This is a genomic window from Neorhizobium tunisiense (assembly GCF_039631515.1).
Taxonomy (GTDB): Bacteria; Pseudomonadota; Alphaproteobacteria; order Rhizobiales; family Rhizobiaceae; genus Neorhizobium.
Genome location: NZ_JBDIUU010000004.1, coordinates 293914 through 313989 on the forward strand (window position 1 = coordinate 293914; position 20076 = coordinate 313989).

The 20076-nt window shown below is 60.0% G+C and carries 17 protein-coding genes and 2 pseudogenes; 6 read left to right on the forward strand and 13 right to left on the reverse strand.

The features are described 5' to 3' along the window. Nucleotides 1-7: 7 nt before the first annotated feature. The 4 genes from ABCW43_RS17715 to ABCW43_RS17730 form a co-directional block, all read right to left on the reverse strand. The gene (locus ABCW43_RS17715) at nucleotides 8-955 is read right to left on the reverse strand and encodes an ABC transporter permease (protein WP_345926770.1); all 948 of its coding nucleotides are present in this window, start codon (nucleotides 953-955) and stop codon (nucleotides 8-10) included. Further along, nucleotides 952-1893, reverse strand: a complete 942-nt coding sequence (locus ABCW43_RS17720; protein WP_345926772.1) for an ABC transporter permease — start codon at nucleotides 1891-1893, stop codon at nucleotides 952-954. The genes ABCW43_RS17715 and ABCW43_RS17720 overlap by 4 nt, the downstream gene beginning before the upstream one ends. Beyond that, nucleotides 1890-3353: a sugar ABC transporter ATP-binding protein gene (locus ABCW43_RS17725; RefSeq protein WP_345926774.1), complete on the reverse strand. Its 1464-nt coding sequence runs from the start codon at nucleotides 3351-3353 to the stop codon at nucleotides 1890-1892. Before ABCW43_RS17725 ends, ABCW43_RS17720 begins: the two co-directional genes overlap by 4 nt. A 93-nt stretch (nucleotides 3354-3446) precedes the next feature. Continuing rightward, a complete protein-coding gene (locus ABCW43_RS17730) occupies nucleotides 3447-4463 on the reverse strand; it encodes an ABC transporter substrate-binding protein (protein ID WP_345926776.1) in 1017 nt (338 codons plus the stop codon). Nucleotides 4464-4703: 240 nt separating this feature from the next. Here ABCW43_RS17730 and ABCW43_RS17735 point away from each other — a divergent pair, with 240 nt between their 5' ends. Beyond that, on the forward strand, nucleotides 4704-5942 hold the full coding sequence (locus ABCW43_RS17735) for a GAF domain-containing sensor histidine kinase (RefSeq protein ID WP_345926941.1): 1239 nt from the start codon (nucleotides 4704-4706) through the stop codon (nucleotides 5940-5942). Continuing rightward, complete coding sequence (locus ABCW43_RS17740; protein WP_345926778.1) at nucleotides 5939-6655, forward strand: response regulator; 717 nt, start codon at nucleotides 5939-5941, stop codon at nucleotides 6653-6655. Before ABCW43_RS17735 ends, ABCW43_RS17740 begins: the two co-directional genes overlap by 4 nt. Before the next feature lie 239 nt (nucleotides 6656-6894). On the opposite strand, the pseudogene ABCW43_RS28860 reads toward ABCW43_RS17740, so the two are convergent. Continuing rightward, nucleotides 6895-7092: pseudogene (locus ABCW43_RS28860) on the reverse strand (hypothetical protein); the annotation flags it as partial. Further along, complete coding sequence (locus ABCW43_RS17745; RefSeq protein ID WP_345926780.1) at nucleotides 7020-7223, reverse strand: hypothetical protein; 204 nt, start codon at nucleotides 7221-7223, stop codon at nucleotides 7020-7022. The pseudogene ABCW43_RS28860 and the gene ABCW43_RS17745, both read right to left, overlap by 73 nt. A 182-nt stretch (nucleotides 7224-7405) precedes the next feature. Here ABCW43_RS17745 and ABCW43_RS17750 point away from each other — a divergent pair, with 182 nt between their 5' ends. From ABCW43_RS17750 to ABCW43_RS17765, 4 genes are all read left to right on the forward strand, one after another. Next, nucleotides 7406-8077, forward strand: coding sequence for a response regulator transcription factor (locus ABCW43_RS17750; protein WP_345926781.1), 672 nt, complete (start codon nucleotides 7406-7408; stop codon nucleotides 8075-8077). Continuing rightward, nucleotides 8077-9414 (forward strand): sensor histidine kinase, encoded by a 1338-nt coding sequence (locus ABCW43_RS17755; RefSeq protein ID WP_345926943.1) that lies wholly within the window; start codon nucleotides 8077-8079, stop codon nucleotides 9412-9414. Before ABCW43_RS17750 ends, ABCW43_RS17755 begins: the two co-directional genes overlap by 1 nt. A gap of 101 nt (nucleotides 9415-9515) precedes the next feature. Further along, nucleotides 9516-10403, forward strand: coding sequence for a DUF3313 domain-containing protein (locus ABCW43_RS17760; RefSeq protein ID WP_445738964.1), 888 nt, complete (start codon nucleotides 9516-9518; stop codon nucleotides 10401-10403). Between the two features lie 398 nt (nucleotides 10404-10801). Next, complete coding sequence (locus tag ABCW43_RS17765; RefSeq protein ID WP_445738972.1) at nucleotides 10802-11647, forward strand: MipA/OmpV family protein; 846 nt, start codon at nucleotides 10802-10804, stop codon at nucleotides 11645-11647. 132 nt (nucleotides 11648-11779) lie between these two features. Here the strand turns inward: ABCW43_RS17765 and ABCW43_RS17770 are convergent, their stop codons facing one another. From ABCW43_RS17770 to ABCW43_RS17800, 7 genes and pseudogenes are all read right to left on the reverse strand, one after another. After that, nucleotides 11780-13435 (reverse strand): alpha-keto acid decarboxylase family protein, encoded by a 1656-nt coding sequence (locus ABCW43_RS17770; RefSeq protein WP_345926947.1) that lies wholly within the window; start codon nucleotides 13433-13435, stop codon nucleotides 11780-11782. 35 nt (nucleotides 13436-13470) lie between these two features. Then, the gene (locus ABCW43_RS17775; RefSeq protein ID WP_345926949.1) at nucleotides 13471-14295 is read right to left on the reverse strand and encodes an MBL fold metallo-hydrolase; all 825 of its coding nucleotides are present in this window, start codon (nucleotides 14293-14295) and stop codon (nucleotides 13471-13473) included. Between the two features lie 90 nt (nucleotides 14296-14385). Next, entirely contained in the window at nucleotides 14386-15408 is a 1023-nt protein-coding gene (locus ABCW43_RS17780) for a TIM barrel protein (protein WP_345926785.1), read from the reverse strand. Nucleotides 15409-15543: 135 nt separating this feature from the next. Continuing rightward, nucleotides 15544-16481, reverse strand: a pseudogene (iolE, locus tag ABCW43_RS17785) (myo-inosose-2 dehydratase). After that, nucleotides 16478-17005, reverse strand: a complete 528-nt coding sequence (locus ABCW43_RS17790; protein WP_345926787.1) for a hypothetical protein — start codon at nucleotides 17003-17005, stop codon at nucleotides 16478-16480. Before ABCW43_RS17790 ends, iolE begins: the two are co-directional and overlap by 4 nt. Further along, nucleotides 17002-18126, reverse strand: coding sequence for a ferritin-like domain-containing protein (locus tag ABCW43_RS17795; RefSeq protein ID WP_345926788.1), 1125 nt, complete (start codon nucleotides 18124-18126; stop codon nucleotides 17002-17004). The genes ABCW43_RS17790 and ABCW43_RS17795 overlap by 4 nt, the downstream gene beginning before the upstream one ends. 73 nt (nucleotides 18127-18199) lie before the next feature. Continuing rightward, on the reverse strand, nucleotides 18200-20071 hold the full coding sequence (locus ABCW43_RS17800) for a GMC oxidoreductase (protein WP_345926790.1): 1872 nt from the start codon (nucleotides 20069-20071) through the stop codon (nucleotides 18200-18202). Between the last annotated feature and the right edge of the window lie 5 nt (nucleotides 20072-20076).

Genomic DNA, 20076 nt, shown 5'->3' on the forward strand with positions numbered 1-20076 from the left:
GAGTTGTTCATCGGTTTGCCTGACGACCGCCGGCGAGCAGAATGACGGCGATGATGATGAGGCCGGTGAGGATGAGGCGGAACCCGGCGCCGAACCCATAGGTGTTGAGCATCGACACGACAAGGAACATGAAGAGAGAGGCGCCCCAGATTCCGGGAATATTGGAATTGCCGCCCGCGACGGCAGTACCGCCGATCACGACGACGGCGATCGACATGAGCAGGTATTCCGAACCCATATTGAGTGCTGCGCCGCCGGAGAAACTCGCAAGCAGGTAGCCGCAGATGGAGGCGAGGACGGCGCAGAGAATGTAGGTGACGAGCCGCGTGCCATCCACCGGAATCCCCGTCATGCGGGCAGCAAAGGTGCTCTGGCCGATCGCCGAGATCCAGCGGCCGTAGATTGTCTTTTCGAGCAGAACCCAGGCAATGACGGAGAGGATGAGCGCGACGATGGCGATATTGGGGATGCCGAGCAGATTGGATGTGGTGAAGCTCGCCAGTATCTCCGGAGGCTTGATGCGCAGGCCGCGGTTCGTCCAGATTGCCGTGGACTGGATGACGAAGCTCATGGACAGAGTCGCGATGATCGGCGGAATGCGGAGCAGCTTGATAAGCACGTAGTTGCCGATGCCGATTGCCAAGCCCAGCAGGATCGAGACGAGCAGGCCGACGACGATCATGCTGTCCTGTACGTCCATCAGCTTCAGCGCCAGCGTGCCGGAAAGCGTCATCGTGGCGGGCACCGAGAGATCGATATTGCCGGGGCCGAGCGTGATGACGAACATCTGGCCGAGGCCGACGATGACGGAGAAGGCTGCGAAAGTGAGAGCCGCCTGCGACAGCCCGAGCGAGCTTGCTCCGCCGGTGAAGAGGACGGTAACGATCCAGACGGTAATCGTGGCCGCGAAAGACCAGATCCAGGGTTTGGAGAAGAGAAGGCGCATACCGCTCATCGGGTCTTCTCCCGCTTTTCCAGCCTGTTAAGAAGGAGGCGCAGCGCCAGCACGACGATGAGAATCACGCCCTGAGCACCGATCTGCCAGTCGGGCGAAATGCGCATGAAGGACAGAAAGGAGCCGGCGAGGGTCAGGGTCAGGGCGCCAATGACGGCGCCGATCGGCGAGACCTTGCCGCCGACGAACTCGCCGCCGCCGAGGATGACGCCGGCGATCGACAGCAATGTATAGCGCAGAGCGATATTGGCATCAGCCGACGTCGTGAGGCCGACGAGAGCGATGCCGGACAGCACGGCAAAGAACCCGGCCAGCGCATAGGTACCCGCGCGGATGCGGATGACCGACCAACCGGCGCGTTCCACCGAGCGGACGTTTCCGCCCACGCCGCGGATCAGCACGCCGACCGAGGAGCGCATGATGACGAAATGGGTGACCAGCGCGATGACGATGCTGGCGACGATCGCCATCGGCACGAAGGGTGGCCGGGAGGTCATCAGCCAGCGCGCCCAGCCCGGGGCCTCGCCACCCGGAGATGGCAGCATAAGCACCGCAAGCCCGCCCCAGACGAAGCTCATACCGAGGGTCACGACGATCGAGGGCAGTTCTCGAACGTGAATGACGACGCCAATCACGGCGTAGGCCGCAATAGCACCAAGGAAAATCAGCACACCGATGGCGGGGGAGGCCTGCAGGAACGTCGCCGTCACGCAGGCGCAGAAGCTAACGAAGGCGCCCATCGACAGGTCGAGGTCGTTGACCGCCATGATAAGCATCTGCGCCACCGTCGCTAGCGCGATCGGCACCGCGAGATTGAAGAGCAGATTGAGGCCGGTATAGCTCATGGCGCGCGGCTGCATGTAAAAGACGGCGGCAAGCAACAGCGCCAGCGACGCGGCGGGGATGACAAGGCGGATCGTGCCGGTGGATATCCTCATGCCGCTTCGCCTCCGCTGAAGGAGGCTTCAAGCACATTCTTCTCAGTGATCTCGTCACCTGCGAGTTCGGCGACGATCGCTCCTTCCCGGAAGACATAGACCCGATCGCAAAGACGTATCTCGTCCATTTCGGTCGAATACCAGATGAAGGTACGACCGCCTGCCGCTTCAGAGCGGAGGATGTCATACACTTCCTGCTTGGTGCCGACATCGACACCGCGCATGGGGTCGTCCATCAGCACGATCCTCGCGCTCGTCGCCAATGCGCGGGCGAACAGCACTTTCTGCTGGTTGCCGCCGGAGAGCGACAGGATGCGGTTTTCCATATCCGGCGTGCGGATCTCGATGCGCTTCTTCCAGCCGTTGCCGAGCGCGCCTTCGCGATCATGGTCCACGATGGTCCGGGAGGAAAAATCGCCGAGGGAGGCGATGCTGAGGTTTTTCAGGATGCTCCAGAGCGGGAATATGCCGTTCAGGCTGCGGTCGCCGGCAACGAAGGCGATCTCCTTCCGGCGGGCCGGCCACCAGTTGCTGTTGCGAGAAAGGTAGAGATCGAGAAGTGTTTCCGTCTGGCCATGGCCTCCGAGGCCGGCAAGGCCGATTATCTCGCCGCGATGGGCTTCAAAGGCAAGACCGTGACCCCGTCGCGGTGGCATGGCAAGCACCGGCGCGCCGTTGCGTTTGTCGCCCGTGCGCTGCCACTCCTTTTCGCGCGCCACGTTGCCCATGGCTTCGACGAGGCTGCGTTTGCTGAACTCCGATGCGGAGCGATCGGCGACGACCCGGCCATCCTTCATCACCACGATGCGGTCCGAGGTGGAGAGGATTTCGCCCAGGATGTGCGAGATCAGCAGGACCGATCCCCCCTCGCCGACGAACCTGCGGATATAGGCCATCAGCTGCGCCGCCAGCCCAGCGTCGAGCGAAGAGGTAGGCTCGTCGAGAATGACGAGTTTCGGCCCTTGGTTCATGCCGGCGAAGCTGACGGCGATCTCGACCATCTGTCGCTCGGCGATCGAGAGGTCGTCGATCGTGCTGTCGCAGTCGATGCCGTGGCCGGGGAAAATATCCTGCAACTGCAGTTTGACGAGGACGCCTGCCCTGTTGCGCCAGTTCCAGCCGGCGAGTTCCGCGTGCATGATCCGGGCGTTTTCGTTGACCGTCAGGTTGGGGCAAAGCGACAGTTCCTGGAAGACGCAGCGAACGCCATTGGCTCGTGCGGTCGAGATGCCGTGCTGGGTGCTGAGACCGCCATAGCTGATTTCGCCTGCATGGGGGTTCAGGCCGCCGTTGATGACGTTGACGATCGTGGATTTGCCAGCACCGTTATGTCCGACCAATCCGACGCACTCGCCGGCATGGATGACAAGGTCGGCACCGTCCAGAGCCTTGACGGCGCCGAAGGTCACCTTGATGCCGCGGGCGGCAACGACCTCTTGTCTTGTTGTCACTTCATTCATGCGGAACACGTCATCGATAATGCAGGAGGCGGCCGGGCACGGATCGGGACACGGCGCGCAACGGCGCCGCATCCTGTCTTTGGGAGGATCAGCTTACTTGGCTGCGCTGATGACTTTCTGGGCGTCCTCCAGCGAATACTCGACATTGGCGACGCCACCCTTCTGGGTGCCGGCGAGATTGGTTTCGAGATTACCCTGGTCGATACGCAGGAAGGGGACCACGAGGTCCTTCTTCACCTGCTTGCCGTCAAGGATCTGCTGGGCCACCCAGAAGGCAAGCGTCGAAACGCCGGGAGCGATGGAGACGGACATCGTCTCGTAGCCGTTCTTGTCCTTCTGCTGCTTCCACCAGACCAGTTCGTCTTCGCGGTTACCCATGACGATGGTTGGAACGGGTCGATTGGCGGCGGCAAACGCCTGGGCCGCACCGTAACCATCGCCGCCCTGGGTTACGACGGCGGTGATTTCCGGAAGGCTCGGAAGGATGCCGGCGACCGCCCGCTGCGCGACGTCCTGCGCCCAGTCGCCGTTGACGGCACCGACGATCTTGAACTGCGGGTTTTTCCGAACGCCAGCCTGGATGCCCGCGTGGATTTCGTCATCGACCGAAACCCCTGCGAGACCGCGAATCTCCAGCAGGTTACCGCCCTTCGGCAGCTTCTTGGCGAGATATTCGACCTGGCTTTCACCCATTGCCTTGAAATCCACGGCGATGCGCCAGGCACACGGCTCGGTCACGATCCCATCGAAGGACACGACGGTGATGCCGGCATTGCAGGCTTCCTTGACGGCGCCATTGAGCGCAGTCGGCGACGCTGCGTTGATGACGATCGCGTCATAGCCCTGCAGGATCATGTTCTGGATCTGGGCGGCCTGCTCGGTCGCCTGGTTCTCGGCCGTCGTGAACGGATCGGCAGCGGCGACGATCTTCTTGGAGACGGCCTGCTTGGTGATCTTGTCCCAGCTCGTCAGCATGGCCTGACGCCAGGAATTGCCGGCATAATTGTTGGAAAGGGCGATCTTTTTGCCCGAAGTATCGGCCAGGGCGGAGACCGGCCCGGCAACGCAAGCGATGGCGACAGATGCAAAAAGCATCTTCCTGATGATCATGATTTCCTCCCTAGAGTTCCCGACGGGGTTCTCTCCGGGCCGCTCCTCAACGGTTGTCCGAAGATAGTGATTGCGCTGAGCCCCGTTTGCTCAGTAAAGCGAGCATGGAGGAGAAATCAGATGTTGTATAGGCGCATACAAGCAACCTTCTTGCGGGTAGTCGCGCAAAATTTGCGGGTTCCCGCAAGACAAGAGCAACAGCGAAGCGTCTAATAGTTGGAGGACTGGAGGATGTCCGTCATGCTCAATCCGGCGCCAAATGCGTTATTTGACCGCTATCTCGGTATTTCTCGATTGCTGGCAGGCCAACTCGATTTCAACTCGATCATCCAGGCGGTGGCGGCTGAAATCAGCCATATCATTCCGCACGATCATCTCGACGTCTGCATCAAGATGCTGGATGGGAAATACCACATCGCCTACGAGAGCGGGCTTGCGACCGCCTGGAGCCAGCAGCCACCGGCGCTGCTGACCGGTAGCCCGATCCGTACGCTGCTATCCGGCGAAGTGGATTTCCTGCTTTCGCCGGATGCTTGTGCCGATCCGCGCTTTCATTTCGACGGCGCTTTTTCGAGCCCGATAATCGAACTGTCCCTAAGAAGCCGACTACATGTGCCGCTCAAGGTGCAGGGCGATATTATCGGCGCCCTGAGCTGCTCCAGTCACGAGCGCGACAAGTACTCAATGGAGGATGTCGAGAACGCCCGCTCGATCGCCGATCTGCTGGCACCCTATTTCTTTGCGCTGAGGGCCGCCGAACAGGCCAAACGCTCAGCGATCGTCGAGACGGAGGCCCGCGCCCGCGAAGAGGGACTGCGGCTGGGTGCGCTCAAGCTGACCGAGGCGCTGGAGGCCGAGCGTCAACGGATCGGCATGGATTTGCACGACCAGACGCTCGCAGACCTGACACGGCTCGCGCGGCGCATGGAGCGGCTCTCGGGACTTCCAGACATGCATGGGGATGCGCTCGAACCGCTCTGCCGTACGCTGCAGCAATGCATGCACGATCTTCGCGAGATCATCGAGGAGGCCAAGCCGACCGTGCTGCAGCTTTTTGGCGTCGCAGAGGCGATCGAGAACCATCTGGAACGCTCGGTACGCGAAAGCGGCCTGCCCGTCGCCTGGCGGATGGTCGACGAGACGGGTGGAGCATTGCTCGACCTCGACAGGACCGTGGCGACCGCGCTGTTCCGCATTGTCCAGGAAGCGGTCAACAACGCGATCCGTCATGGGCAGCCGAAGACGATCCTGGTGCATCTGCGTACCCAAGGCGACACGCTGTCGATCGAGATCAGCGACGACGGGAACGGCCTGCGCATCGCCCGCGACAAGGCGGGGCACGGGATAGGCAATATGAAGACGCGAGCGCGGCTGATCTCGGCAAAATTCGAGATCGGCGGCAATCCCAGCGGGCGCGGGACGACCGCCAAGGTGGTACTGTCGATGGAACGCCGGCATGTTGCGGAGAGATTGGCATGAAAGTCTTGATCGTTGAGGACGATCCGCTGCACCGATCCTATCTGCACGAGGCGGTGCGGGCCGCATTGCCGGAATGCGACACGGTCCTCGAGGCGGAAAACGGCCATACCGGCGAGGTGCAGGCGCGCCAATCGCGGGCCGAGCATGTGGTCATGGACCTGCAGATGAGCGAGCGCAACGGCATCGAGGCTGCCCGCACCATCTGGCGCGAACGGCCGGACACCAAGATCCTGTTCTGGTCGAACTATTCCGATGAAGCCTATGTGCGTGGCGTGGCCCGTATCGTTCCGGAAGGTGCGACATACGGATATGTGCTGAAATCCACCTCCGACGAGCGGTTGAAGCTCGCATTGCGCGGCGTCTTCATTGAATCTCAATGCGTTATCGATCGCGAGGTGCGCGGCATCCAGCAGAAGAGCCTCGGGACTGCGCATGGCCTGAGTGACGCGGAATACGAAATCCTGGTGGACGTGGCGCTCGGCCTGACCGACAAGGCGATAGCCCAGCGGAAAAAGCTGTCGTTGCGAAGCGTCCAGAACCGCCTTCAGCAGCTCTATGAAAAACTGGACGTCTACGAGGATCCCGGCAACGGGCCAGAGGGTTGGTACAATCTTCGCATGCGCGCGGTCGCCGTCGCGCTGCTCCGCAAGGTATTGAATGCCAGCGCGCTCGAAAGAGGCGAGCGTGAATTGCGCAGCGCGCGCGGGAATTAGGCATTGGTGCTGAATAGCGAATCGGACTGGTTTTTTTGGAGCGTTATCGTGATTCACTTCAATTGGAGGTGAATCACGTGGAAAATCTCACCCTGCTGATCTTCCGCCGATTTTCCCGAGCTACATGGTGAACCGCCTCGAGAGAAAAATCAGGAGGACAAGCGGCCCTCCCAAAAGGGCCGCCATCATGATGGCGGATAGAAGAAACCTGCCGAATAGGCGGAGAATGGTTTTGCGGGTCATTGCTTTGCCGAATTCTGCGACTGAAGGCTGTTTTCGCGAACGGAATGCGTCCGCACTCTCCCCGCAATCCAGTGCGCCAGACGGTCGATGTAGGAAAGGATGACAGGCACCACGATCAAGGTCAGGAGGGTAGAACTGATAAGGCCGCCGATGACAGCATGCGCCATCGGAGCCGGTTGCTCGCCGCGACCGCCGCCACGACCTCCTTCACCCGTTCATTCGCATCGACCGCTCCACGTGCGGGATCGATGAACACGACAGCGATGTACACGCCTCCCAGAAGCATCCTCGCCTTGGTCAATCTCATCGTCCATTTCAAAGCCATAGCGACATTCCTTGGATGTAAAGCACGGCCACCTGCCGGCGGCGTCTTGCGTTTTGCGACTGGATGGCTCCGGTTGCTAGGCTTTGACAATTGCAGCAGCATTACCGGATGGTTCCCTCGTCCCCGTAATGCTGCCGCAATCTTCGCGGCGGAGAAGGACGCGACAGGAGAGCCAAGGGACGATGAGACTTCTATTGATAGAGGACGAGAGAGAGCTGGCTGACGCGCTGTCGGGGGCGCTGAGCAAACACGGCATCGTCACAGACCACACCACACATCTTGCGGACGCTTTCGAATTGACGCGCCAGAACAGCTACGACGCGATTCTTCTGGATCGGCGTCTGCCTGACGGCGAAGGGCTGACCTTCATTCCGATGTTGAGGCGGACAGGCACCGACACGCCGGTCATTGTGCTGACGGCGCGCAATGAGCCGTTGGAGCGGGTCGAAGGGTTGGATGTCGGGGCGGACGATTATCTGGGCAAGCCATTCCTCGTGGACGAGCTGATGGCCCGGTTGCGGGCGGTTCTGCGACGACCGCCAAGTCTGACGGAGCTTCAGATCACTGTGGGCCGGATGGTGATCGATCCCCTGCACTTGAGCGTGACCGTCGAATCGATCCCGCTCGACCTGCCCCGGCGCGAACTTCTCGTCCTGGCAGCGCTGGCCAAGCGGAAAGACAAAACCGTCCTTCGATCGACGCTCGAGGCCGCGGTCTACAATTATGAAGAAGAAATCCAGTCGAACGCGCTCGATGCGCATATTTCAAGATTGCGCAAAAGACTGCTGGATGCCGGCGCCGGCATCGCGATCCACAATATCCGCGGCGTCGGATATCTCCTGAAGGAGGAATGATGCGCGAGGCAAACAAGTCGAACCCGTCGCTTTGGTGGAGGCTGAGTTGGCGGCTTAGCCTCGTGATCGTCGCCGTGGTTGCTGTCGTGATCATCGGGCTTTGCGTATGGGCTACCACGAGAATGTCGCCGAACATTTTCGTGGAGGACAAAATCAGTGCCGCGGTGGCGACGGCAGTGGAACGCGATCCGCAGGGACGGTTCCAACTGCGCGATACGCCGGAACTGCGGTCGCTTAAAGTGCAGAACAAGGGGCTTTGGTATGTCGCGGCCACGACGGACGGTGCTTCGGTATCCTATGGCACCATACCTGCGCCCTATGCCGGGATTGCTCCTGTGGCGCACCTGTTCCAGGACGCGGACATACGGGGATCGGCCGGTACAAACGAGGTTGCGTCGATCGAGCGCGTAGAAACTGCGGTGGGGGAAGTCCGCATTCTGTCCGGCGGTTTCGCGGATAAAGGCTGGCCCGTTCTCACCCTTCTGGGCGGCACCTACCCGATTTATATTACTTTGATCGTCGTGGCCCTGCCTGCGATCTTCCTTACCGTCCCCCGAATTGTGCGCCATGCACTTGCAGGGGTGAGCGATGTCGCCGACAAAGCATCGCAGATCGAACCGCGCCGGCATGGAACACGGCTACCGGTGGAAGGTATTCCCAAAGAAGTCGCTCCGCTGGTGATCGCATTCAACGGCACGCTTGAGCGACTTGAGAGTGAATTGAAGAAACGCCAGCGCTTCCTGATCGACGCGGCGCATGAGCTCAGAACACCGATCGCCATCATGCAGACCCGGATCGATGGCATGCCCGAGGGCCCCGAACGCAGGCGATTGTTAAACGACGTTGCGCGTTTGGCCCTGACCGCCGAACAGCTCCTCGACTTCGAGCGTAACGACCAGGCAACCGATCTCCATGAAACGGTCGATCTCGTCGAGATCGCACGAACGGTGGTTGCCGACCTCGCGCCCCAGGCGATCGCCGCGGGCTACCAGATTTCCTTCCAGAGCGAGGTGGAAAGCGTTGAGCGGCGCGGCAGCCCTTCTGCCCTGCCAAGAGCGATCGGCAATCTGGTCCGCAATGCGATCGACCACGGCAGCAACAGGGGAATGATCACCATCTCGGTCTCGGCGGGCGGGCGGATCACCGTGGCCGACGAAGGGGCAGGCATACCCGCCGAACATCAGGAACTGGTTTTCGAACCCTTCTACCGCGTCACCCCAAAAAGCAGAGGCGCAGGCCTTGGTTTGAGCCTGGTGAAACAGATCGTCGCAAACCATCAGGGGCGAGTCAGCCTTCAAAGCGGCACAATCGGAACCCAGGTTGCAATCGAACTCTGACAGACGGCGCCATGCTCGCCCTATCCCGATCCTCTGTAATGCTGCGGCAATCCTTCCCCCGCACTGTCAACCCGGTACACCCATGACGGAGGCCCGACGGCGTGCGCAGCAATCCAACAATTGAACCATTTCTCCGACTTGCAGGATCTCCATCAACGTCAGCTTTCAGATCTCTATGTTTCGCCCTGCCTCTGACCCTGGCGGTGGCGGGATGCACCTCGGTGCCGCTGAAGGAAGCAGGTACCCTGACTTCCTACAGCAATCTTGGCGCGCCGAAGGGAACACTGGCCAAGAAGCGCCTCTATGTCGATGGGCGCCATCTGGCTACGGTAAGGACTGTCAGCATCGTGCCGACAACCTTCTCTTTCAGCGCCGCATCCCGCATAAAGACGGAAGCCGACCGCTCGCTGGTGTCGAACGCTCTGGACCGGGCGCTCTGCGTCGCGCTTAGCGACAAGTATCAGATGGTCTCGGCCGGCCAACCGGCGGATTTGACGATACGATCCGTCGTCACCGATATCGTCCCGACGAACAAGGCGGTGGCCGGGGTCGCAACCGCCGTAACCGTTGGCACCGGCTTTGTCCTGCCGGTCAGCGTGCCGCGCTTGCCCATCGGCCTCGGAGGATTGGCCGTCGAAGCGGAGGCAGTCGACGGCAGCGGCATGCAGAGCGCGGCGATGGTGTGGGCCCGCGGTGCAAATTCGATCCAGGACAAACCCCGCGTTTCCGAAGTCGGGGACGCCTATGGCCTCGCCTCCAAGTTCGCGTCCGACTTTTCGCGCGTGCTCATTTCCGGCAAGGAGCCGAAAGGATTGAACATCGCCCTTCCTTCAGGGCAGCGGATGCGGTCCTGGCTCGGCGGAAAACCCAAATACCCGGCGTGCGACACCTTCGGGCGGGCGCCTGGATTGGTGGGAGCCGTGGCGGCCAAGTATGGCGCGCCGCCGGAATGGACCGACAAGAAGCCGAAACCGACCATCACCCACTGACTTCACCCGAATGGGCCGGCATACCCGTCAGCGGAGCCGTTACCCTTTTTACGGAGAACCCGCGGTCGAGCCCTCCAGCGATCGGCTGGCTCCGTAGAGCGGCGTGGACGGGCGGAACACTGGCCGGCACCCCCAAGCTTTGTTCCGTTCGTCCGCTGCTCCTCGGCATTCGCAGCAGGATTGGTCGCTATGCTTCGCCCTGCCGCCCCGACATTGCCGGCTGGGTTCATCTCGACTTGTAATGCTGCGGCAATTCTTCAACCGCAACGTCTCACCGAAACCAGACCCGGTTTCTTTAGCTTTTATAATCAGGAGTTAATTTGGTGAGCCAGCAAGATCAACATCATCCGGAAGACCGGCGCCGCCATGCGGTCTTGAGCGGAGTTGAGGCTTCCGACATCATTCAGCGACGGTGGACGATAAAAATCTCGATCGCGGCATTGGCCGCAGCCTCGGCACTCTTTCCGGTCACGGCACTCGCGGCCGACCTTGAAGCAAACGACACGGCGATTGCCCCTCCCGAGCAGTTCGATACCGGACGCTACGGCGGCATTCGCGGCAAACTGCATGATTGGAAGGTAACGATCGGCGTCGGGGCGGTTTACCTGCCCGAATATGAAGGATCCGACGAATTCGAGGTGCAGCCGTTTCCGCTCGTCTCCGCCCAGTTTGGGGAGCGGGTGTATCTCGATACCAATGGCCTCACCGTCGATCTTTTCGAAACAAACGGCTTCAGGATAGGCGTGACCGGTGGCGTCGAGATGGGCCGCAAGGAGGACGACTCGGATTACCTGCGTGGTCTCGGCGACATCGACATGGGCGGCGTCATCGGCGGGATCGTCAGCTATGAGAGCGGTCCTTTCGGCGTCTATGCCAAGTTGGACAAGACCATAGGCGGCAGCGAGGGACTGACCGGCACTTTCGGCGCGAAGGTTTCCCATCGGTACGAACGGTTCATCTTCTCCGCCGATGTGTCCGGCACATGGGCCGACGACAAGCACATGGAGTCGTATTTCGGGGTGACATCGATCCAGTCAGCTCAATCCGGCCTAGTGGAACACGAAGCGAAGGCCGGGATCAAGCGCGTCGATCTCAAGGGCTCCATCACCTACATGATGACCGAGAACTGGAGCGTCACAGGCGCCGGCGGCGCCGGTTTCCTGCTCGGGGACGCCAAGGACAGCCCGATCGTCAAGGACGATATTCAACCTTTCGCCATGCTGGGGGTAGGATACAGGTTCTAAAAACAATGAGATCATGCGGCAGCTATGACGGCTGCCGCACGTCCGAAGTCATCTCACCATGACGGATCATATGCGGTCATGAACGCCTCAACTGAACGTTGCGGCGCCTTCCGGCGTCTGCGCGTTCACCGCCTAGTTCTGTTTCCACATTGCGTTATCGGGGATGGACCGGCTAGGCACGACCACCTGTATGATCGACGGACTGTTGACGTTTTCCAACGCGCCGAGGACCGCGTCCTTGAGTTCGCCGTATGTATGTGCCTCCCAACCTTGGCACCCGAAGACATTGGCGAGTTTGCTATAGTTCCAGCGGTGCAGGATGCACGAGTTGCGGAACGGTTTATCGGTTTGAAAGACCGATGCATCGGCGAGCCACTGCTCGACGCCGTAGACCCCGTTGTCGATGACGAAGACAATCGGATCCAGTCCGAAACGGGTTTGGGTGGAGAGGCATTGCGCGGTCATCTGGAAGCCGCCGTCTCCCGAAAAAACCATCACCCGCTGGGAAGCCTCCTTCGCCAGACACACACCGGTCGCAGCCGGCCCTATATAACCTATCGCCGAATAGGAGGATTGGACGATGAAGCCCCGGGGGGCGGCGATCTTAAGAAGCATGCTTCCGAAATAGTTCAGGCTTGCATCGCTTCCGACGATCGTATTGCCGTCGATGTAGTAACGAATGAAATCGTAGAAGCCTTGATAGCTGATCTCCTCCGTCGGATTGCCAAAGGCCGGCTCCGGATGGGTTTCCTGCGGCAGATCCCGGTGCGCGCACGTCAAGCTCTTCTCAAGCAAGCCATCGAGCAGATCGGCCAGTGAAATCTGGGCGTTGAACACGGCGCCGTACTTGAACGTATCGAGAGAAACAAATGCAGTTTTTTCAAAATCTATGGGCCAGCCGAGATCGTTGATGTCTGTCAGCCAGACGCCGAGCGCCAGGACGAAGTCGGAGCTTTTCATCAGCTCCTGGACTGAGGGAGACGAGGATTGCCCGTCGAACACGCCGGCGAATTGCGCATCCTCCTCCGACAGGATCGCCTTGCTCAACAGCTCGGTGACATAGGGGATCTGCAGCTGCCGGATCAGCTTTTCCGCCGTGTCCTGAAGCCCGAGCCGGTCGACCTCAACCCCGATCCAGAGCAGCGGATTGGAGGCCTGCTGCAATCTTTCGCCGATCTGCGCGATCGTTTGAGCCAGGCTGTCGCGGTCGGACAAGACCGGTGCAGCGCTCAGGGCGCTGGAAGGAGGCTGGCATTCCAGGTCCACCATATCCTCAAGCAGTTCGATATAGACCGGACGCCGTTGCGTGATGCACTGGGTCAGAGCATAGTCGATCAGCATGGGCGCGAGATGAGGACTGTCGATGCGCACCGCGGCGGCCGTGATATACTCGAAGACCTGCCGATCCGTCTCGCGTCCACTGATGAAGTGGTGAGCGCTGTAGCCGGTCTGGTCGAAGGTGAGCGTTTTCTTGATGCTCGGCGCACCGTTGATGAGAACGACCGGTACTCGCTCGACAAAGGATCCGGCGATGGCATTGGTCGCACAAAGCGCGCCGGCGGAATAGGTGACGCAGAGAGCTCCAATCCCCTTCAGCCGCGCATATCCGTCGGCGGCATAACCGGCGTTCAGTTCGTTGACCTCTTCTATGACCTGGATACCGCTCGTCTCGACATAGCTGGTCACCCATTCGATCGAATAGTCTCCGGCGACGGAGAACAGGTGCCGCAGACCCAGCTCGTGAAGCCTGTCGACCAGATACCGCCCAACCGAGTATTTTTCGCCCATGGCCTGTATGCTCCCATTTGTATGAAAGATGAAGGCTAGAATTGACGCGCATTGCCGAAGAGACGCGGCATGTAGATGTTGAATATTGCCGGGCATTTTCGTTCGGGATACTGTTCGAGCATGAAGCGCTTGAACTCTTCGTTCACCAATCCCCGGCCGGCGGCGTCCATGGCGATGGTCAGGTATTCGATGTTTCCTGCGACTTCGTTCCTGTCGGCCGGAACACCATGTCCGGCCAGAAACAGGTCGTAGTCGCTGAGCAACATCCCCTGCAAAACCTGTATCCAGTGATTCATGCTTTGCGTCAGATAGAGATGGGTGCCGCTGTAGATCAGATCCTGTGCGATGAACACGCCAAGATCGGGAAGCGCTATGGTGAGAAGAAAATCTATCTCGGTATCCACAACCTCATCGAAGACATATCTCACTCCGTCGATGATTTCCTCGCCGGCGCACGCCACTTCCTTGGGAATGGGGACCGTATCCGGTGCGAGGTTACCCATTTTCCAGTGGTCTTGCCTGGAGGCCTCGCCATCTTCCTTCAGAAATTCGATGGTCTCCGCGAGTGCATAGATGGGAATGTCGTTGAAGGCGGCTGCCAGGCCGAACCAGTGATCGGGGTGCCGGTGCGACAGATAGATCCGATCGATAGGCTTGCCGATGCTGTCGGCATATTCCCTGAACTTCAGCGCATAAGGGACGAGAAATTGTCCATCGACGAGGACAAGCTTGTTCTCGCTTTCGATGATGTGCGTCGCGTTGGCGATATTGTCATCGGTAAACGAGGAGATGAACGTGTGAAACCGCACACCACCTACTCGCCGCGCGATGATGATGGGATCCGGCAATTGCGCTACCATCGAAGCCTTCCTCTCTCGAAAATCATTGGATGCGGGATCAGGCAGACCTTGCAGCCCCGGACAGGCGCCGACAGGCCCGGCCACTCGCCATCATCGGCTGGGCGACCGGCCAAAGGCCGCAAGCTTGTCTTCCAATGTCTTCAGCCCGCTAAGAGCGACATCGTATGCGCTGTCGCGTCCCGTCTCCGGCTCGTCTTCGCCGGGCCGCCAGAAGCGTCTGCGCGTCATCCTCATCGAGCTGTCGAAGGGTGGGATGGCGTTGAAGACCTCCACCAGATAGGGGCCGGTATAAACCGGCTCGATCTCGCCCAGCATGATGTCCCAGGGAATCCAGCTATCGATCACCGCGCCGCGGTCCGGCGCCGAAATATGGATGTAGTTGAGCTGGTTCTTGCGTACGGCCCGGGCAATGTTGTCCTTGAAGATCGCCGGGCCTTGACTTTCCATCACGACCTGCGCCGTGTCGATCGTCACGCCGCACATGGGAATGTCATAGGTGTCGAGGAAATCGAGTGCGTCCGAGACCATGGTCGTGCCCGGCGTTTCCCAGTTCTTGACCGGTTCGATGGCGAGTTTCACCTTCTTTTCGCGCGCATATTCCGCCAGTTCCTTGAAGGGAGAGCTGGCCGCCGCGTAACGTGGCTTCAGCCAGTCCTGGAGTGCATCGCTCCAGATCTGGTCACCTGAATCGGTCAGCGGAAACACGCCATAGGGATAGAGGAAAGGACCCGACATGATCGTATCCTCTCCGCCGAGCACCGAGGTAATATCGACGCGTGACTTGAGATAGGCCAGAGCCTGCCTGCGCTGCTCCTCGTAAGGCGACGTGGGATCGAACGTCCGTGTGGTGCCGACGTTGGTCGTGAATTTCGCATCCCTGAAGCCCGCATGATCGAATGCCCTCTTCAGACGGACATAGTTGCCGACCTCGGTACGATGATCAGCCCCGGCCGGCCCGGTGGCGATGTGAAGATCGAAACCGGTATAGCCCATCTCGGTGAGAGCCTGCAGATGCCGGATAAGTATCCTTGTATAGGCCTCGTCATTCGGCCTCAGGTCCGCCGTAAACATGAAGAAGCTGAAATATATGTCTCGCTTGAATGGCTTTTCCATCGTCATCGCTCCAGCTATCTCTGTGTTTTGAAGTCCGGTTGATCTTCGTGACCGAATTTTTAGATGAGCACGGCCGTCTCACCATCTGTGATCTTCATGCGAAGCTCTTGCTGCGGGAAATTGCCGTCGCCGGGATCACCAGCCGAGCAGCTCGCGCAAATACGCCCGGCCCATTTTCGCGTATTGCAGCGGATTGGCCTTTGCCGGGTCCTGCTCGGCCTCGACGCAGATCCAGCCGGCGAAGTCCGCCGCCGCCAACGCCTCGAGAATCTCCGGAAAGGTGCGGATCGAGCCGTCACCCGGCACGGTGAATATGCCCGCCTCTATCCCCTGCTCGAAGGACAATCCCTTCGCATGGATTTCCGCAACGATATCTGCGCGCATGTCTTTCAGGTGAACATGTTTGATGCGGTGCGCATAAGTACGGGCAAGCGCCAGCGGATCGGCACCGGCCGCCGCCTGATGCGCGGTATCCAGAAGCATGTTGACCACGCCGGGATCCGTCTCATCCATGAGCCGGTGGATCGCTTCCGTTTTCATCACCCCGGTTCCCAGGTGCGGATGATAGCAGAGCCGGCGATTGCGGGCCTTCGCCTTCTCCCCCGCCTCGTGCAGGCCTTCGATCAATCGTTTCCACTGATCCTCGGAGAAGTCGGGACAATTGGGAAACAGGGCGACGGGAAGCGGGTTGACCGCTCCGCCGAACTCCGAAACGACCAGGTCGGCCCTTCGAGGATCGTCACTGTCGCATTCCATGGTTTCCAGAAAGTCGAGTTGAGTGTCGACATTGCTCAGCGTGTGCTGCTTCATCGACTTGATGGTGAAATAGGTGCTGACCCATGGTTCGGAAATCCGGAGCCCCTCAGTTCGAGTGCGGGCCGCAAGACCTTCGGGTCAGTGGGATATTTGTGGCCGACGCCACATCCGACATAACCAGCCAGCGCCATTTCGCTCAAAGCCTGTTCGTAGGGGATACCGATATCGATGTTGATGAAATCGTCATTCCACCAGAGCGTGGGGATGACGCCCAGCCAGACCTTGTCGGGCGTCAGGCGATGCAGATTTGTTGTCATGACATGATCCCAGCATTTTGAGGGTGAACGGAAACGGCATCGGGCTTTGATGTCGGGGATCCGGGAAAGGTCGGAATTTTCGGAGGATAGGCCCATGAGCCGTAGCCCGGCGCCTTGGCACCGGCAGGGTGGGCGCCGATCGCCTTCCAGAGCAACCCTTCCATATAGGCATCGGGAGAAACCACGAAGGTCGCATCCGCCGGCTTGGGCCCAAAGCGTTGCGTCCAGGCGTAGGGCAGTTCGAACCAGGTGCCGGAATACCAGAGCTTGATCAGCGCTCGTGCCACATCGCCCAGCAATTCGCTTCCCAAAATGGTCGCACGCAGCGCCTGGGCACGGGTGGGATCTTCGGGTGGTGGCAGAGCAACGAAGGCGGCTAGCAGTGTGTCGGTAATGTCGTCGCCAACAACCCTATCCAGCGTGCCGAGATAGGCTTCTGCCAAGCCTGTCCCAAGAAGATCGAAACGGGAAAAGGCGGTCAATTCGGCAGAGAGGGCAAGAAAAATCTCGATACGGTTGCTCATGCGACCGCCTCCGCCTGGCATGCAACGTCTTGCGCGGCAGTATCTCGGCCGATCTCGTAGGTCGGGCTGCCGTTCAGACCGGGATGGCCCGGCAACGGATTGCGGATGAGCTCGAGCATCATATTGCGGAACTCGAACATGACAGGCACGGCCTCGAGCAGCAGGCTCGGCTGCCCGTTATAGGCGAGCGTCAGAAGCTTCAGGAATTCTCCGTAGCGGTGATTGAATGCGATGGTCGCCTCGCGCAATTCCGAGCCGTCGGAAATCTCCGCCACTTTCAGATTCGGCTTGATGGGATAGGCGCCGTCCCAGTCGACCTGTAATTGCGGGCCGGTCGGGTGGCCGGGCTTGTCGCCCTTTAGGTAATATCGGCCTTTGACCAGCTCGTCGAAACGATAGTAGTGGGCGAGTTCGTGCTCATCATCGTCGTAAATGCCACCACCATCGCCTTCGCCCTGCTCGATGATGAGTTCGAGGGCGTCGATCGCGCTTTTCAGGTCGACAACGGGAAACAATTCGCCGCCACCGGAATAATAGTATTCCGAGGTGACCTGGCGTGATCTATCCCCCGTGAAAATGGTCTGGCCTTCCCGCTGCGCCCTCCCCTCCAGCTCCCTGATACCGTCCACGATGGCCGCGTAGAACTCGCCGATACTGTAGAAATGCAGTTCCTTGTTGCTCGGATGGCTGCCAAGCATGGTCTTATGCGGGGAAATTTTGCGGTGAACCAGCGGATTGCCGGCTCTCAGATGTTCAGGACGCGCAGCAGGCCGCTCGATTTTCAGGAAGGTCGTCAGCGCCTCCCGGCCGAATGCCTGGATACCGACCTCGAAATCCGTTTCACCATCCGGCAGATAAGCAGGATAGCTGGCAACGAAATCCGGCCGCGTGAGGTCCGGCGTGCCACCAACGGCATTCAGAACATTGGCTGCGATGGTGAGGTGCAGCATCTCTTCCACGACGATCACACGTAGAACCTGTGCCGCGTCCTGATTGACGCCGGGCATGATCGAATAGAGCGCAGTCAGATAGGGCGGGATCGTTGCGTGTTCGAGCTGCATCGCTCCATGGAGAATCTCTTGCAGCTCCTCAAGCGTCCTAATGCTGCTGTGCGTATGCATGCTCAAGCTCCGTTGAATGTAACTTGGGTGCGAGGGACCGTGCCGGTGTGGCCGCGCATATGCAGCCGTTTTCTCAATGCAGATATTTCAGGATGTCGCGGCCGCTGCGGAAGCACATAGCCGCCAGCGTCAAGGTGACATTGGCCGTGCCGATCGTCGGCATGCTGCCGCCGCCTACAAGGTAGAGGTTTTCATGGTCCCAACTGCGCTGGTTTCTGTCCACGACCGAGTTGGTTTTCGTCGTTCCCATGATATGTGTGCCGGCGAGGTGATTGCCCCCACGGATCGCATATCCTTGCCCCTCGTAGGCCACGTAGCCGAAGTCGCTGGGGTCGTAGCTGGTATGATCCTGGGCACCGAGACGTGCAAAAACGGTACGGGAAAACTGGCGGGCATAGGCAGCACCCCTCATGGTGTATTCCGGCACGGTGAAGGACAGGATGGGCCGCATGTTGCCCAACGCGTCCGTGAATTGAGGATCAACCGTGATGCGATTGCTTTCGACGGGCAACACCTCCAGCATGACCGCCAGCAACAGCTGCCGCGAGATGCGGTCGATCATGCCTCGCCGCAGATCCGCGCCATACAGGTTCCGGTCGTCCACCAATTCGAGAAGATCGGAGGTCGGCGCCCCCGTTGCCCAGCCCCAGCCGTCATTGTGGATATCGATGGCGAACGCTGCCTGCTTTTCGCGGAAAGGACCGTCCCTCAAGTCCACAATGCCGCCCGTCGAGCTGGTGCCGCGCATCGTGCCGCAGATCTGCGGCATCAGCGCCCAGTTCAAGAGATAGGCATGGTCCATGAGATTGCGCCCGACAAGGCCGCTGGTGCTGCGCAGGCCCGATGAGAGCATTAGGCGCGCCGTTTCAATAGCGCCGGCCGCAAGCACGAAAACCTTGCCCTTCACCGTGATCGTCTCATGCGCCGGAGAGGCGGAGTCGTTATAGACCTTCACCTCCAGGGCAACAACTTTCCCGCTGTCGGGATCGATGACCACCTTGGATGCAACGGCCTGCGGCAGCAGTTCGACCAGCGGCTGGCCACTCTTACCCCTGATCCGGAAAGCCTTGGCAAGCGTTTTGCCGGAGTGGTATCGGGCCTGGACGGGACAAAGCGGCACGCAATTTGTGTTGCCCTGGCAGCGGCCTCCCTCTTCCACCTGATGCGTATTGACCGCGCCGATCGGCCTGTAGCCCCTCCCGCCGTCATAGGCCGGATTGGGGATGCCATTGCGTGCTTGCGGATAAGGCCTGACCTTGAGCAGATAAATTTGGCCGTAAAGATCAACGCTTGTGCCATCGATACCGTTGTTGACCTGCTGGTCCAGATAAGACAGCGGCAGGCCGCGCATGGGAAAGACATAGTCGTCGGGGAAGGTCTGTCCCAGGTAGCTCTGGTCCCCGACATTGGCCGAGACGCCGATCTCCTCCTCGGCCAGGCGATAATCCTCCTCGATCTCTTCAAAGCTCAGAGGCCAGTCCAGCCCCTGCCCAAAATTGGTGCGGGACTTGAAATCGGAACGAAGCATGCGGGGGGTCTTTGCCTCCCAGTGCATGGTCGTTCCGCCGAAAATGCGGGTATATGTTGTGTCGCTGACATAGGGGCCGGATTGAACGATATAGGTCGAGCTGTCGGTCTCTCCCGCCTGCAGCTTCCGGAGCTGCGGGCTGCGAGGCATGGCCGCATTCGCATTCACGGGGAATGGCGATTGGTTATCCTTGGTCGCGGCCGAATAGAACGTCGTCAGGAGATCGTCGTAACCGACGAGACTGCGGTTGACACCAGTTCCCGCCTCCAGAACAAGCACGCGCTTGCCTGCTTCTGCGGCCTGCTTGGCGATGATCGCGCCGGATATACCGGAGCCGACGATGACGATATCGTAGTCGCTAGACCCGGCGACAGCCTGGGGGTCAGCCTTCAGCGCCGATTCAGATGGAAAAAGCACGTCAA

What these genes read in the sequence shown, in the direction of transcription:
- ABCW43_RS17715 (WP_345926770.1), bottom strand. Translation starts at nt 955, where the DNA reads ATGAGCGGTATGCGCCTTCTCTTCTCCAAACCCTGGATCTGGTCTTTC.
- ABCW43_RS17720 (WP_345926772.1), bottom strand. Translation starts at nt 1,893, where the DNA reads ATGAGGATATCCACCGGCACGATCCGCCTTGTCATCCCCGCCGCGTCG.
- ABCW43_RS17725 (WP_345926774.1), bottom strand. Translation starts at nt 3,353, where the DNA reads ATGAATGAAGTGACAACAAGACAAGAGGTCGTTGCCGCCCGCGGCATC.
- ABCW43_RS17730 (WP_345926776.1), bottom strand. Translation starts at nt 4,463, where the DNA reads ATGATCATCAGGAAGATGCTTTTTGCATCTGTCGCCATCGCTTGCGTT.
- ABCW43_RS17735 (WP_345926941.1), top strand. Translation starts at nt 4,704, where the DNA reads ATGCTCAATCCGGCGCCAAATGCGTTATTTGACCGCTATCTCGGTATT.
- ABCW43_RS17740 (WP_345926778.1), top strand. Translation starts at nt 5,939, where the DNA reads ATGAAAGTCTTGATCGTTGAGGACGATCCGCTGCACCGATCCTATCTG.
- ABCW43_RS17745 (WP_345926780.1), bottom strand. Translation starts at nt 7,223, where the DNA reads ATGGCTTTGAAATGGACGATGAGATTGACCAAGGCGAGGATGCTTCTG.
- ABCW43_RS17750 (WP_345926781.1), top strand. Translation starts at nt 7,406, where the DNA reads ATGAGACTTCTATTGATAGAGGACGAGAGAGAGCTGGCTGACGCGCTG.
- ABCW43_RS17755 (WP_345926943.1), top strand. Translation starts at nt 8,077, where the DNA reads ATGCGCGAGGCAAACAAGTCGAACCCGTCGCTTTGGTGGAGGCTGAGT.
- ABCW43_RS17770 (WP_345926947.1), bottom strand. Translation starts at nt 13,435, where the DNA reads ATGGGCGAAAAATACTCGGTTGGGCGGTATCTGGTCGACAGGCTTCAC.
- ABCW43_RS17775 (WP_345926949.1), bottom strand. Translation starts at nt 14,295, where the DNA reads ATGGTAGCGCAATTGCCGGATCCCATCATCATCGCGCGGCGAGTAGGT.
- ABCW43_RS17780 (WP_345926785.1), bottom strand. Translation starts at nt 15,408, where the DNA reads ATGGAAAAGCCATTCAAGCGAGACATATATTTCAGCTTCTTCATGTTT.
- ABCW43_RS17790 (WP_345926787.1), bottom strand. Translation starts at nt 17,005, where the DNA reads ATGAGCAACCGTATCGAGATTTTTCTTGCCCTCTCTGCCGAATTGACC.
- ABCW43_RS17795 (WP_345926788.1), bottom strand. Translation starts at nt 18,126, where the DNA reads ATGCATACGCACAGCAGCATTAGGACGCTTGAGGAGCTGCAAGAGATT.